The organism is Azospirillum canadense (assembly GCF_025961225.1).
GTDB lineage: Bacteria > Pseudomonadota > Alphaproteobacteria > Azospirillales > Azospirillaceae > Azospirillum > Azospirillum canadense.
Genome location: NZ_JAOQNG010000007.1, coordinates 70,679 through 84,888, shown reverse-complemented (window position 1 = coordinate 84,888; position 14,210 = coordinate 70,679). Strand labels below are relative to the sequence as shown.

Below are 14,210 nucleotides of genomic sequence, written 5' to 3'. Positions count from 1 at the left end.
GCCGACCGCCTCACTTCATGGACGGAAAGGCGAACTGCGCGCCCTCGCGCACCCCGCCAGTCGGCCAGCGCTGGGTGATGGTCTTGCGCCGGGTGTAGAAGCGCACGCCGTCTGGCCCATAGGCCGCAAGGTCGCCGAACAGCGACCGCTTCCAACCGCCGAAGCTGTGATAGGCGACCGGGACCGGCAGCGGCACGTTGATGCCGACCATGCCGACCTTGATCATGTCGCTGAAATAGCGGGCGGCCTCGCCGTCGCGGGTGAATAGGCAGGTGCCGTTGCCGTATTCGTGCGCGTCGATCAGGTCCATGCCCTCCTGCATGGTCTTGACCCGGACGAGGCAGAGGACCGGGCCGAAGATCTCCTCCCGGTAGATGGTCATCTCCGGGGTGACGCGGTCGAACAGGCAACCGCCCACGAAGTTGCCGTTCTCATGCCCCGGTACCACGAGGCTGCGGCCGTCCACCACCAGCTCCGCCCCTTCGGCCACGCCCTGGTCGACGTAGGCCTTCACCTTCTCGTAATGGGTGCGGGTGACCAGCGGCCCCATCTCGCAGCCGGCCGCCGTGCCGGCCCCGACCTTCAGCGCGCGCAGCGCCGTGGACAGCCGCTCCGCCAGCCGGTCGGCCACCTCGTCACCGACCGCAACCACCACGGAGATCGCCATGCAGCGCTCCCCGCAGGAGCCGTAGGCGGCACCCATCAGCGCGCCGACCGCGTTGTCCAGGTCGGCGTCGGGCATAACGATGGCGTGGTTCTTGGCCCCGCCCAGCGCCTGCACCCGCTTCCCATGCGCGGTGGCGGTCGCGTAGACGTATTCGGCGATCGGGGTGGATCCGACGAAGCTGACGGCCTGCACGCGCGGGTCGGTCAGCAGCGTGTCCACCGCCTCCTTGTCGCCATTGACGACGTTCAGCACGCCCGGCGGCAGGCCGGCTTCTTCGGCCAGCTGCGCGATCAGCAGTGCGGCGCTGGGGTCGCGCTCCGATGGCTTGAGGACGAAGGTGTTCCCGCAGGCGATGGCGATGGGGTACATCCACAAGGGGACCATCGCCGGGAAGTTGAAGGGCGTGATGCCGGCGACGACGCCCACCGGCTGGAACTCCGACCAGCTGTCGATGCCCGGCCCGACGTTCTTGGAGAACTCTCCCTTCAACAGCTCCGGCACGCCGCAGGCGTACTCGACGTTCTCGATGCCGCGCCCAAGCTCGCCCAGCGCGTCGTCCAGGACCTTGCCGTGCTCCCGCGTGATCAGCGCGCAGACGCGCTCGGCGTTCTCCTCCAGCAACTGCTTGAAGCGGAACATGACGCGCGCCCGCTTGGCCGGCGGGGTGGCGCGCCAGGCGGGGAAGGCGGCCTCGGCGGCGGCGATCGCCTCCTCGACCGTCGCGCGGCCGGCGAGCGCCACCTGGCCGGCGACCTCCCCGGTCGCGGGGTTGACGACGTCGGCGGTGCGGCTGCCGGCGGGGGCGTCGGTCTTGCCGCCGATCAGGTGGGGGATGAGAGTCATATCAGGGGCTTCCCGGTGTCCTTCGGTCAGGCGGTGGCCTGGATGGCGTCGGCGACCACGTTGAACAGGCGGTCGAGGTCAGCGGGATCGCTGTGGAAATGCGGCCCGAACTGCAGCGTATCGCCGCCGAAGCGCACGTAGTAGCCGGCGTCCCAGCACTTCGCCCCGATCTCGTAGGGGCGGCGGGCCGGCTCGCCGGGCAGCGGCGCGATGGTCACGGCGCCGGTCAGGCCGTAGTTGCGGATGTCGGCAACGTTCTTCAGCCCCTTCAGCCCGTGGATCAGGTTTTCGAAATGCGGGGCCAGGGCGGCGGCCTTGCCGGGCAGGTCCTCCCGCACGAAGATGTCGAGCGCCGCGAGGCCGGCCGCGCAGGCGACGGGGTGGGCGGAGTAGGTGTAGCCGTGCGGGAACTCCACCATGTACTCCGGCCCGCCGTTGTCCATGAAAGCCTGGTAGATGTCGTGCTTAGCGACCACCGCGCCCATCGGGATGGCGCCGTTGGTCAGGCCCTTGGCGACGTTCATGATGTCCGGCACCACGCCGAAAGCGTCGGCGCCGAAGGCCGCCCCCATGCGGCCGAAGCCGGTGATCACCTCGTCGAAGATCAGCAGGATGTCGTGCTTCGTGCAGATGTCGCGCAGCCGCTGGAGATAGCCCTTGGGCGGCGGCAGCACGCCGGCCGAGCCGGCCAGCGGCTCCACGATCACCGCGGCGATGTTGGAGGCGTCGTGCAGCGCCACCAGCTCCTCCAGCGCGTCGGCGAGGAAGGCGCCCTCCTCCGGCATGCCCTTCACGAACAGGTTCTGCGGCAGCAGCGTGTGCGGCAGGTGGTCGGTGTCGATGCCAGTTCCGAACAGCTTGCGGTTGCCGCCGATGCCGCCCAGGCTGGTGCCGCCGAAGTTGACGCCATGATAGCCCTTCGCCCGGCCGATCAGTTTGGTCTTGGCCGGCTGGCCCCTCAATCGCCAGTAGGCGCGCGCCATCTTCAACGCGGTGTCGGTGGCCTCGGAGCCCGAGCCGACGAAGAAGACGTGGTCGAGCCCCGCCGGCGTCATGGAGGCCAGCTTGTGCGCCAGCTTGAAGGCGGCCGGATGGCCGTGCTGGAAGCCCGGGCTGTAGTCCAGCTCGGCCACCTGCCGGGCGACCGCCTCGGAGATCTCGCGGCGGCCATGGCCGGCGCCGCAGCACCACAGGCCCGACAGGCTGTCGTAGATCTTGCGCCCCTCGGCGTCCCAATACCAGCAGCCCTCGGCCTTCACCATCATGCGCGGGTTGTTCTTGAACTGGCGGTTGCCGGTGAAGGGCATCCAGTGCGCGTCGAGTTCCTCGCGCGTCAGGCCGGCGGCCTTGTCGCGAAGCCGGGCTTGGTCGTTGTCGAGGGGGGCCATCCGCTGTTCTCCCGCACAAGGTGAAGGGACCTTTTCTGAAAAACAGTGTGCCGGGCTGACGGCCATGGTTAAATCCAAACCATCCAAACTTCACGCAAGCCTTTGCTTACCTATCGCGGACCCATGACGACCAAGCCGGCGCGCCCGCTGTCCCCCATCACCGACGTCGACATCCGGCTGCTGCGCGTGTTCCGGACCGTGGTGGAGTGCGGCGGCTTCTCCGCGGCGGAGGTGGAGCTGAACATCAGCCGGGCCGCCATCAGCCTGCACATGGCCGACCTGGAACGGCGGCTCGGCCTGACGCTGTGCCGTCGGGGCCGGGCGGGGTTCCGGCTGACCGACGAGGGGCGATTGGCCTACGAGGCGGCGATGCGCCTCCTGGCCGGGCTGGAGAGCTTCCGCGGGGAGATCGCCACGGTGCACGGCCGCCTGCGCGGCGAGTTGAACATCGGCATCACCGACAACCTTGTCACCATGCCGCGCATGCGCGTGACCCACGCGCTCCGCGGCCTGAAACGGATGGCGCCGGAGGTGCGCGTCAACATCCGCATGATCCCGCCCAACGAGATCGAGCGCGGCGTCCTGGACGGGCGCCTGCACATCGGCGTCGTGCCGGCGCGGCGCGCCCTGCCCGGCCTCGACGGCTTTCCGCTCTATGAAGAGGAATCGCTGCTCTACTGCGGCCGGGGGCATCCGCTGTTCGAACGGCCGTCCGAGACGGTGACGCGTGCGGAGGTGGAGGCGGCGGACGCCGTGGCGCCAACCCAGGCGCAGCCGCGGCACGAGTTGAACAACACCGCGACCGCGACCGACCGCGAAGGCGTGGCGTTCCTGATCCTGACCGGCTGCTACGTCGGGTTCCTGCCCACCCATTACGCCCGGCAGTGGGTCGAGCGCGGCATGATGCGATCCATGCGGCCGGACGACTACCGCCACTCCCTGGAGTTCCACGCCGTGACGAAGAAGGGCGCCCAGCCCAACCTCGTCCTGGAACGCTTCATGGAGATCCTGAGCGGTGAGGAAGAAATGGCGGCGGACGCGCCGGCTTGACCGGTGTCCGCCGCCGGTTCTTACCAGGCGGCGACCGCGCCGTCGCTCCGGGGGTCGGTCGCCCCTTCCAGCATCCCGTCGGGGTGGCGCACGATAGCGCCCGCGTGACCCATGGTGCTGGTGAAGGACTCCAGGACCTCGACCTCGTGCCCGGCGTCGCGCAACGCGGCGACCAGGGCGGGGTCGAAGCGGCTTTCCAGCTTCAGCGAGACGCTGGCGTCGCCCCAGGTCTTGCCGAGCAGCCAGCGCGGCGCCGTTACCGCCGCCTGGAGGCCCTGCCCGAACATGGCGTAGCGGGAGAAGACGGCGGCCTGCGTCTGCGGCTGCCCCTCCCCGCCCATGGTGCCGTAGACCATGCTGCGGCCGTCGTCAAAGCGGGCGAAGGCCGGGTTCAGCGTGTGGAAGGGCTTGCGGCCGGGCGACAGCGCGTTCCAGCCGTCCTCCGCCAGCCGGAAGGAGGCGCCGCGGTTCTGCCAGGTAATCCCCGTGTCCGGCAGCACGACGCCGGACCCGAACTCGAAGTAGACGCTCTGGATCATGGAAACCGAGCGGCCCTGCCCGTCCACGACGCCGAGCCAGACCGTGTCCCCGGGCTGCGCCACGTATGGCCAGGGCAACGCGCGGGCCGGGTCGATGCGCGCCGCCAGATCGTCAAGCAGCCCGGAGTCCAAGTAGGTCTGCGCCTCGGCCGCCATGAAGGCGGGATCGCCGACGTCGCGGTCGCGCACCAGGAAGGCCTGTTTGGTCGCCTCGACCAGCCCGTGGATGTGGGCGAAGCCTTCCGCCTCCGACACGCCCAACCGGTCGAACAGGGCCAGGATCATCAAGGAGGCCAGCCCCTGCGAGGGCGGCGGGTGGTTGAACAGCCGGGCGCCGCGGATGCCGACCGACAGCGGCGTGCGCTGACGCGCCGCGTGTTTGGCGAGGTCGGCCGCCGTGATCGGGCTGCCGGCGCGCTCCAGATCGGCGGCGATGCTGGCGGCGAGCGCCCCCTGGTAGAAGCTGTCCAGCCCCTCCGCCGCCAGCCGCCGCAGCGTCCGACCGAGCGCCGCCTGTTTCAGGAGGCTGCCCTCCCGCGGCGGCTCGCCGCCCGACAGGAAGGTGTCGGCGTAGCCCGGAACGTCCTTCAACTCCGGCAGCTTCTCGCGGGTCAGCGCCTCCTGGCTCGCGGTCACCGGGATGCCGCCCTCGGCGTGGGCGACCGCCTCCTCCAGGATGCGGGCAAGCGGCAGCGGCTCTTGCCAGCGCGCGCTGATGGCCAGCGCCTCGCGCCAGCCGTCGATGGTGCCGGCCACGGTGTTGGCGGCCAGCGGCCCGCGCCACGGCACCGTCGCGTGCCCATGGCGGCGATAGAGGTCCAGCGACACGCCATGGCCGGCGCCGCCGCAGGCGTCGATGGCGATCGGTTCCTGCCCCGGTTCGGCGATCAGCCAGAATCCGTCGCCGCCAATGCCGGTCATGTGCGGGTAGACCACGGCCAGGGCCGCCGCCGTGGCGACGGCCGCCTCGACCGCGGTGCCGCCGTCCCGCAGGACGTGCAGCCCCGCCTGGCTGGCGAGATGGTGCGGGGAGGTGACCATGCCCCGGCGGCTGCGCGGCGTATTCAGCATCATTGAGCCCTCAAGCGTCCAATCCCTATGCCGGCATGGTAACCGATCGGCCGCAACGGTCATCCTTTTCGATGCGGAACCGCCTGATCGCCATTCGCCGCGCGACGAAACTCCCCAATTGGAACGATTGGCAACCTCCGGTGGATGACTTAGCATGCCGGCCGGAATCCACCTGGTCCTGAGCCCCTGCGGCGACACCCCTATTCAGAGAAAAACATTTTTCTTCGGCAACTAACCTCTAATCTTGGCAACAACATTTGCAAACATGTTCAGAATTTCTTCAACAGATCACAGGCAAAATAGGTCGACTCCGCTTACGGCCGCCGCAAAGGCGAAAGGGACGACGTGCCTGACCTTCACGACACTGCCTCCCAGACCCCGCTTCTGAACATTCCCGAAGCGTTGACCTCCGAGGCGGCGGCGATGCTGCTGGGTGGCAACGTCGGCGGGCTGAAGGCCGTCCAAGCGAAGCTCGCGGCGGCGCTCGCCGACCAGGGGTTGCCGGGAAGCGACGCCGGCCGGGCGGCCGAGGGCTGGGTGCGCAGCTTCGCTGCCGGTATGGAAAACGCCGCCTCGCCCGACGCAGCCATCGCGGAGGCCAACCGGATCACCGCCGGCGCGGCGGCGCGGATGGCGCAGGCGCTTCAGGATTCCAGCGCCATGACCGGCGAGCAGCGTCTGGCCACCGCCCTGGCGCAGGGGCAAGGGGTTGAGCAGGCCGCGGCCGGCGCCCGTGGATCGACTGACCTGAAGTCTGATCTGAGCCGGGCTCTGTTCGACGGTGTGATGGCTCCCCCCGCCGGGCCGGCCGGATCGGCTCACCCCACGGAAACGCTGTCGCGCGCGCTGACGCAGCCCGTCGACCATGGCCTCGTCCCTCCGCAGTCGGTCGAACCGTCCCCCATCGAGAAGTTGACCGCGGCCCTGGCTTCCGGCGTGGCGGTGCCCGAGGCCGTCAAGGCCGTTGCGCCGGACGGCGCCGGGCTGTTCGCCGCCACCCTGGAGCGGGCGCTGTCCAGCGGCGAGGACGCCGCCAGCGCCGTTGCCGCCGCGACGGAGCGAACGGCCCAGGGCGGCGTGCAGAGCCAGGCCGCCACGGTCGAGCAGTCGGACGGCGACCGCCTGCTGTCGTCGCTGGCTGTCGGTGGATCGGCAGCCGCGCGCGGAGTCGGCGACGGCGCCGCCTTCTCGACGGTCCTGGGCGACACGCTGGCGCATGGCAGTTCTCCGGACGCGGCGCTGGGCGCCTCCGCTCGGGCGCAGGCCGACATGACCGCGCGGGTGAGCGCAGCCGGCGTGGCGCCAAAGCCGGCGGACACGCTGCTGGCATCGCTCGCCTCCGGCCGCGACGTCGCCGAGACGGTCAAGTCCTTCGCCGTGGCGACGGGCATTGACCCCAAGGCGGCCGGCGGCTTCAGCCAAGCGCTGGGCAACGCCCTGTCGTCCGGCCAGGAGGCGACCGGCGCGCTCAGCGCTGCACACCAGGATGCGTTTGCGGCGACCGCCATCGCGTCGGCTGCGGCGCAGGGCGTCAAGGGCAACAGCCTCGTGGCGGCGCTCGCCAGCGGACAGAACGTGCAGCAGGCCGTGCAGGCCCTCGGCGGCTCCGGCGGCGCGTTCAGCGCGGCCCTGGGCCAAGCGCTCGCGGAGGGCCGCTCGCCGGGGCAGGCACTCGCCGCCGCGCGCCAGTCGGCCGACACCGTCCAGCGGAACAGCCAGAGCAGCGAAGTCCCCATCTCCCCCGAAAACAAAGCCCTTGCCGATCTGGCGACGCCCGGCGCCGCCGAAAAGGCCGCGGCGGCGGATGGCGCGAAAACGGACAAGACCGCGGACGCCGACTCGGCGTCCAAGGAAAGCGCCAAGGACGGGGCCAAGGATGGGGGAGACGGCAAGGACGCCAAGGCCGAAGGCGGTGCCGACACCAAGGGCGCCGAACAGGTGGCCGACAACGGGGAAAAGGGCGCCGACAAAAGCGCCGACAAGGACGGCGCGAAAGACGACGCCAAGGACGGCAAGGACGCCGCGGGTGGCAAGGCTGCCGATGGCTCCGCACCCTCCGATTCCCCGGCGCCGGACGCGCCATCCCCCAACTCCGCGTCGGCAAGCAAGTCCGCCGGCATGGCCAGCGCCGCGCTGACGCCCGTCACCATCGCCCCGCCCGACAGTGGCAGCAAAAGCGGTTCTCCGGCCGACAGCGGTGGCCGGAGCACGGCCACGTCCGCCGCCCAGCCGGCAAGCACCAGCCCGATCAGCAAGGTCGGAACAACCGACCCCTTCACCACGACCGCTCAGACCCAGCAGCGGGTCGCGCAGTCCCTCGCGCGGCTGGCCGAGACCACGACGCCCCCCGTTGCCGAACACCATGTGCCGGCCCCGACCGTGGCGGCCGGCTTCGACGCGGCGACCCTCGCCAAGGCCTTGGCGGTGGCGGAGGACACGGCCGCGCCCGCCGGCTTCACGGTGTTCCACCTGATCGAGGCGATGTTCCGGCCGGGCGAGACCGGCAGCAACGTGGTCGGCGTCGCGGTGGTGGCGAACGCTGGCTCGTCCCTCGGCGTCTGGCAGTACAGCGTCGATGGCGCCACTTGGGTCGCGGTCGGAGCGGTCAGCGATGCGGCGGCGCTGCTGCTTCCCGGCACCGCCCTGCTCCGCTTCCTCCCGGCCGCCGACGCCTTCGGCACCGCCCCGGCGCTCGGCCTGCGCGCGGTGAACGAGGGTTGGACCGAGGGATTCAGCGACTCCGCGCACCGGCTGTTCGCCTTGGGCGCGACCGGGGGCACCTCTCCCCTGTCGGCGGAGATCGCCCAGGTGTCGCTGGACGTGACGCCGGTCAACGACGCGCCGGTGGCGACCGGCACGGCCGTTTCCATGGCCGCCAGCGCCGAGGACGCGACCGACCCGGCCGGTGCCACGGTCACCGCGCTGGTCGGCGCCCTGTTTTCCGACGCGGCCGACGCGGGAAGCGGCGGTTCGTCCGCCAACGGCTTTGCGGGTGTCGCCGTCGTCGGCAACGCGGCGAGCGCCGCGCAGGGCGCGTGGCAGTACTGGACCGGATCGGCCTGGACGGCCGTTGGGAGCGTGTCGGAGGGCTCCGCCCTGCTGCTGAGCGCCGACGCCAAGCTGCGCTTCGTCCCGGCCGGTGACTGGAACGGCACCACCCCGGCGCTCACCGTGCGGCTGGTCGACGACTCGCAAGGCACACTGTCCAGCGGCGGACGGGTGAACCTCGGCACGGGGGTCGGCGGGGCGACCGCCTACAGCGCGGGGACCATCGCCCTCACGGGGACCATCGCCGCCGTCAACGACGCCCCCGTGGCGACCGGAACGACCGCCACGATGGCGGCCATCGCCGAAGACACAGCGAACCCGGCCGGGGCAACCGTCACCACGCTGTTCGGCACCCTGTTCTCCGACGCCGTGGACGCTGTGAGCGGCGGATCCGTCGCCAACCGCTTTGCCGGAATCGCGGTCGTCGCAAATGCGGCGAGCGCAGCGCAGGGCGTCTGGCAGTACTGGACCGGGTCGACTTGGGCCACCATCGGGGCTGTGTCGAACGGCAACGCCCTGCTGCTCGCGGCCGACGCAAAGCTGCGCTTCGTCCCGGCGGCTGATTGGAACGGCACGACCCCAGCGCTCACCGTGCGGCTGGTGGACGATTCGGCCGGCGTGATCGCCAGCGGCAATCGGGTCGACCTGACAGCCGGTGTCGGCGGAACGACCGCCTACAGTGCCGAGACGGTTGCCCTCACGGGAACGGTGTCCGCCGTCAACGACGCCCCGGTGGCGACCGGCACCGCCGTTGCCATGGCCGCCATCGCCGAGGATGCGGCGGACCCAGCCGGGGCGGCGGTCAGCACCCTGTTCAGTTCTCTGTTCTCCGACACAGCCGACGCGGTTACCGGCGGTTCGTCCGTCAACGGCTTCGCCGGAGTCGCCATCGTCGGCAACATGGCGACTGCGGCCCAAGGCGAGTGGCAATACTGGACGGGCTCCGCCTGGGTGTCCGTCGGGACCGTGTCGGAGGGCTCCGCCCTGGTCGTCGCGGCGGCGGACAAGCTGCGCTTCGTGCCGGCGGCGAATTGGAACGGCACCACCCCGGCCCTCACCGTGCGCTTGATCGACGACTCGCAGGGAACGCTGTCCAGCGGGGACCGCGTGAACCTCAGCGCCAGTGCCGGCGGGACGACCGCCTACAGCGCCGAAACCATCGCCCTCACCGGAGCCGTCATCGCGGTCAACGACGCTCCCGTGGCGACCGGCACGGCCGCCACCTTGCCGACCATTGCCGAGGACACCGCGAACCCCGCCGGGGCAACGGTCACCGCCCTGTTCGGTGCCCTGTTCTCCGACGCCGCGGACGCGGTGAGTGGTGGATCCGTCGCCAACGGCTTTGCCGGAATCGCGGTGATCGCGAATGCGGCGAGCGCGGCGCAGGGCGTCTGGCAATACTGGACCGGATCGGCGTGGGCTGCCGTTGGAAGCGTGTCGGGCGGCAACGCCCTGCTGCTCGCGGCCGATGCCAAGCTGCGCTTCGTCCCGGCGGCTGATTGGAACGGCACGACCCCGGCGCTCACCGCGCGGCTGGTGGACGATTCGGCCGGAGGGATCACCAGCGGAGACCAAGTCGACCTGACCACCGGTGTCGGCGGAACGACCGCCTCCAGCGCCGGGACGGTGGACCTCACCGGAGCCGTCGCCGCTGTCAACGACGCCCCGGTAGCGACCGGCACCGCCGTTTCCAAGGCCGCGATCTCCGAGGATGCGGCGGACCCGGCCGGAGCGACGATCGGCGTTCTGTTCGGCGCCCTGTTCTCCGACGCCGCGGATGCGGTCAGTGGCGGTTCCGCGGCCAATGGCTTTGCCGGCGTCGCCATCGTCGGCAACGCGGCGACCGCGGCGCAGGGTGTCTGGCAGTACTGGACCGGATCCAATTGGGTCGCCGTTGGCGCCGTGTCGGACGGCTCCGCCCTGCTGCTTGCGGCCGACACCAAGCTGCGCTTCGTGCCGGCCGCGAACTGGAACGGCACCACCCCCGCACTCACCGCGCGGCTGGTCGACGCCTCTCACGGAGCGCTGTCCAGCGGCGACCGGACGGATCTCAGCACCGGCGTCGGCGGGACGACCCCTTACAGCGCCGGCACGATCGCCCTGACCGGAACCATCACCGCCGTGAACGACGCCCCTGTGGCGCTCGGTACCTCCGCGACCATGGCGGCCATCGCGGAAGACGCGGCCAACCCGGCGGGCGCCATGGTTTCCAGCCTGTTCGGATCCCTCTTCTCCGACGCGGCGGACGCGGTGAGCGGCGGCTCCGCTGCCAATGGCTTCGCTGGGGTCGCCATCGTCGGCAACGCGGCGAGCGCCGCGCAAGGTGTCTGGCAATACTGGATCGGCTCCGCCTGGACCGCGGTGGGCGCTGTGTCGAACGGTTCCGCCCTGCTGCTGGCCGCGGACGCCAAGCTGCGTTTCGTTCCTGCTTCCAATTGGAACGGCACCACCCCGGCGCTCACCGTGCGGCTGGTGGACGATTCGGCTGGGGACGTCATCAACGGTGGCCGGGTCAATCTGGTGAGTCTGGGTGTCGGCGGGGCGACCGCCTACAGCGCCGGGACCATCGCCCTGACCGGATCCGTCACCGCCGTCAACGACGCCCCGGTGGCCACCGGCGCCTTCGCGACGATGGCGGCCGTCGCTGAGGATACGGCCAATCCGGCCGGGGCAACCGTCTCCGCCCTGTTCGGCTCTCTTTTCTCCGACACGGCCGATGCGGTCGCCGGCGGTTCGGTCACCAACGGCTTCGCGGGGATCGCCATCGTCGGCAACGCCGCGAGCACGGCGCAAGGCACGTGGCAGTACTGGACCGGCTCCGCCTGGACGGCCGTCGGAAGCGTGTCGAACGGTTCCGCCCTGCTGCTGAGCACCGATGCCAAGCTGCGCTTCGTCCCGGCCGCGAATTGGAACGGCACGACCCCGGCGCTCACCGTGCGGCTGGTGGATGATTCCCAGGGAACGCCGTCGAGTGGGGATCGCGTGGACCTCGGCGCCGGGATCGGCGGGACGAGCGCCTACAGCGCGGGGACCATTGCCCTCACCGGGGCCGTCACGGCCGTGAACGACGCTCCCGTAGCCACCGGCACGACCGCGACGATGACGGCCATCGCCGAGGACACGGCGAACCCGGCCGGGGCGACGATCACCACGCTGTTCGGCGCCTTGTTCTCGGACACCGCGGATGCGGTCGCCGGCGGCTCGTCCGCCAACGGCTTCGCCGGCGTCGCCATCGTAGGCAACGCGGCGAGCACGGCGCAGGGCGTCTGGCAGTATTGGACCGGCACGGCCTGGGCGGCCGTCGGGACTGTGTCGGAAGGCTTCGCCCTGGTTGTCGCGGCGGCGGACAAGCTGCGCTTCGTCCCGGCGGCCAACTGGAACGGCACCACCCCGGCGCTCACCGTGCGGCTGGTCGAGCAGTCCGCGGCATCGGTGGCCTCCGGCGCCCACCTGGACCTGACCGGCGGTGTCGGCGGCTCCACGCCCTACAGCGCCGGGACCATCGCCCTGACCGGATCCGTCACCGCCGTCAACGACGCACCCCAACTGACCGTCTCCACGGCCTCGCTGACGACCCTGAAGGGCAACGCGGTGGCTGTTACCGGCCTGTCGGTGTCGGACATCGATGCGGGATCGACGCCGTTGCTGGTCACGCTGACGGCCGCGCACGGCGCGCTGACGCTGACCAACACCGCGTCCGATGCCGTCATTACCGGCAACGGCACCGGCAGCGTAACCATCCTGGCGACGCTGGCTACCCTCAACAGCCTGCTGGCCGCGGCCGATGGCCTGCTCTACTTCGCCGGTCCCTACTCGGGTCCCGACACGATCTCGATTGTGGTGAACGACCAGGCCGGCGGCGGGGCCGGCGGGGCGCTGACGGCCAGCGGCACGATCGGCGTCACCGTGGTTCCGCCCAACGCCTCCCCGGTGCTGAAGGACACCGACCTGCAACTGACCGTCGCGGCGGAGGCGCTGGCCGCGCCGGTGGCCGGAACGGCCGGGTTCGCGGTGTCGAAGCTGGTCGGGCTGAACGGCGGCGGGGTGGCGAACGTCACCGACAACGACAAGGAGGCCGTGACCGGCATCGCGCTGATCGGCACCAACGAGAGTTACGGCCACTGGTGGTATTCGACCGACAACGGCGCCACCTGGAAACTGGTCGGCGCGGTGAACGACAGCGATTCCGCCCTGCTGCTGCGCCCGACGGACCGGCTTTATTTCCAGCCCAACGCCTCGGTGCCCGGCACCGTCAGCGGCGCCCTGACCATCCGGGCCTGGGACCAGACGAGCGGGACTTACGGCACCAAGGTGGCGGTCGACCACACGGACGGCAGCGCCTTTTCCGCCGCCACCGACAGCCTGACGCTGCACCCCGGCGTGCTGCTGCCGAACGGGTCCTTCGATTCCGGGTTGACCGGCTGGACCTCGACCGGCGGCGCGTCCGTCGGCACGACCGGCGACGGGCATGAGGGAACGCTCACCTCGGCCACCGGCCAGACGCCGACGCAGCTGGAGGATTTCCTCGGCGTCGCCCATGGCTCCATCGCCGCGGCGACCGGGACGATACCGTCCTACGGCAACGCCATGAAGCTGACCAGCACCGTCACCGTGACGAAGGACACGGTGCTGACCTTCGACTGGAACTTCACCTTCAGCGACCCCGGCTATCACGACTTCTCCTTCGTCAGCGTGAACGGAGTCGTGAAGCTGCTGGCGAAGGACGCGAGCGCCAGCGGCACCTTCACCATGGTGATCCCGGCCAACACCACCCTGTCGCTGGGCTTCGGCGCGTCGGACACCAGCGACAACTCGGTGAACCCGATCCTGAGGGTCGACAACATCAAGCTGACCACCGTCGCCAGCGACCCGATCGTGCTGGACCTGACCGGCAACGGGTTGTCGCTGCGCCCGCTGTCCGACGACGTCCATTTCGACGTGACCGGCGACGGCGTGGCCGACCAGACGGGCTGGATCGGGGCGGGCAACGCCCTGCTGGTGCGCGACGAGAACCAGAACGGCCGGATCGACGACGCGCGGGAGCTGGTGTCGGAGCAGTTCGGCAAGGGCTTCGGCAGCAGCCTGGAGGCGCTGGCCTCGCTCGACGACAACCACGATGGCCGGATCGACGCGGCCGACCTGTCCTTCGCGACGCTGAAGGTCTGGCAGGACGCCAACGCCGACGGGGTGAGCCAGGGCGGGGAGCTGCGGACGCTGGCGGAGGCCGGCGTCCAGTCGATCGCCACCACCGCCACGCCGAGCAACGCGACGGTCGCCGGCAACCGCATCCTCGGCACCACCAGCGTCACGATGGCCGACGGCAGCACCCACACGGCGGCCGGAGTCGCCTTCGACGTCAAGGCCGCGGTGTCGGGGCAGGTGCAGAGCCAGCCGACCCCCGGAACCACCTCCGGGGGCACCGACTTCGCCGCCATGCTGGCCTCCGGGCTGGGCCTTCCGGCGCAGCCCCACGCTCAGGTTGTGCAATCCGAGGTAGATATCCACGGAACGGCGTCGGAGTGGACGAGCCACGACCCCAATCTGCATCATCCGCAACTGAGCGAAACGAATGGGACGCACCCATCAATACATTCTTAAGCTCTT

The 14,210-nt window shown here is 70.7% G+C and carries 5 protein-coding genes; 2 read left to right on the top strand and 3 right to left on the bottom strand.

All coding sequences use genetic code 11. From position 1 onward, the window contains the following. Positions 1–10: 10 nt before the first annotated feature. Together M2351_RS28195 and M2351_RS28190 are read right to left on the bottom strand one after the other, a co-directional pair. Positions 11–1,510 carry a CoA-acylating methylmalonate-semialdehyde dehydrogenase gene (locus M2351_RS28195; RefSeq protein WP_264659349.1) on the bottom strand — a complete coding sequence of 500 codons (1,500 nt, stop codon included), beginning with the start codon at positions 1,508–1,510 and terminating at the stop codon, positions 11–13. Positions 1,511–1,536: 26 nt separating this feature from the next. Beyond that, a complete protein-coding gene (locus tag M2351_RS28190; protein ID WP_264659348.1) occupies positions 1,537–2,898 on the bottom strand; it encodes an aspartate aminotransferase family protein in 1,362 nt (453 codons plus the stop codon). 123 nt (positions 2,899–3,021) lie between these two features. Here M2351_RS28190 and M2351_RS28185 point away from each other — a divergent pair, with 123 nt between their 5' ends. Then, complete coding sequence (locus tag M2351_RS28185) at positions 3,022–3,948, top strand: LysR family transcriptional regulator (protein WP_264659347.1); 927 nt, start codon at positions 3,022–3,024, stop codon at positions 3,946–3,948. 20 nt (positions 3,949–3,968) lie between these two features. Here M2351_RS28185 and M2351_RS28180 read toward each other — a convergent pair whose 3' ends face one another. Further along, entirely contained in the window at positions 3,969–5,561 is a 1,593-nt protein-coding gene (locus M2351_RS28180) for a gamma-glutamyltransferase family protein (RefSeq protein ID WP_454464595.1), read from the bottom strand. Positions 5,562–5,903: 342 nt separating this feature from the next. Between M2351_RS28180 and M2351_RS28175 the strand changes: the two genes are divergently transcribed. Further along, complete coding sequence (locus tag M2351_RS28175; protein ID WP_264659346.1) at positions 5,904–14,204, top strand: hypothetical protein; 8,301 nt, start codon at positions 5,904–5,906, stop codon at positions 14,202–14,204. Positions 14,205–14,210 lie beyond the last annotated feature (6 nt).

What these genes read in the sequence shown, in the direction of transcription:
- M2351_RS28195 (WP_264659349.1), bottom strand. Translation starts at nt 1,510, where the DNA reads ATGACTCTCATCCCCCACCTGATCGGCGGCAAGACCGACGCCCCCGCC.
- M2351_RS28190 (WP_264659348.1), bottom strand. Translation starts at nt 2,898, where the DNA reads ATGGCCCCCCTCGACAACGACCAAGCCCGGCTTCGCGACAAGGCCGCC.
- M2351_RS28185 (WP_264659347.1), top strand. Translation starts at nt 3,022, where the DNA reads ATGACGACCAAGCCGGCGCGCCCGCTGTCCCCCATCACCGACGTCGAC.
- M2351_RS28180 (WP_454464595.1), bottom strand. Translation starts at nt 5,561, where the DNA reads ATGATGCTGAATACGCCGCGCAGCCGCCGGGGCATGGTCACCTCCCCG.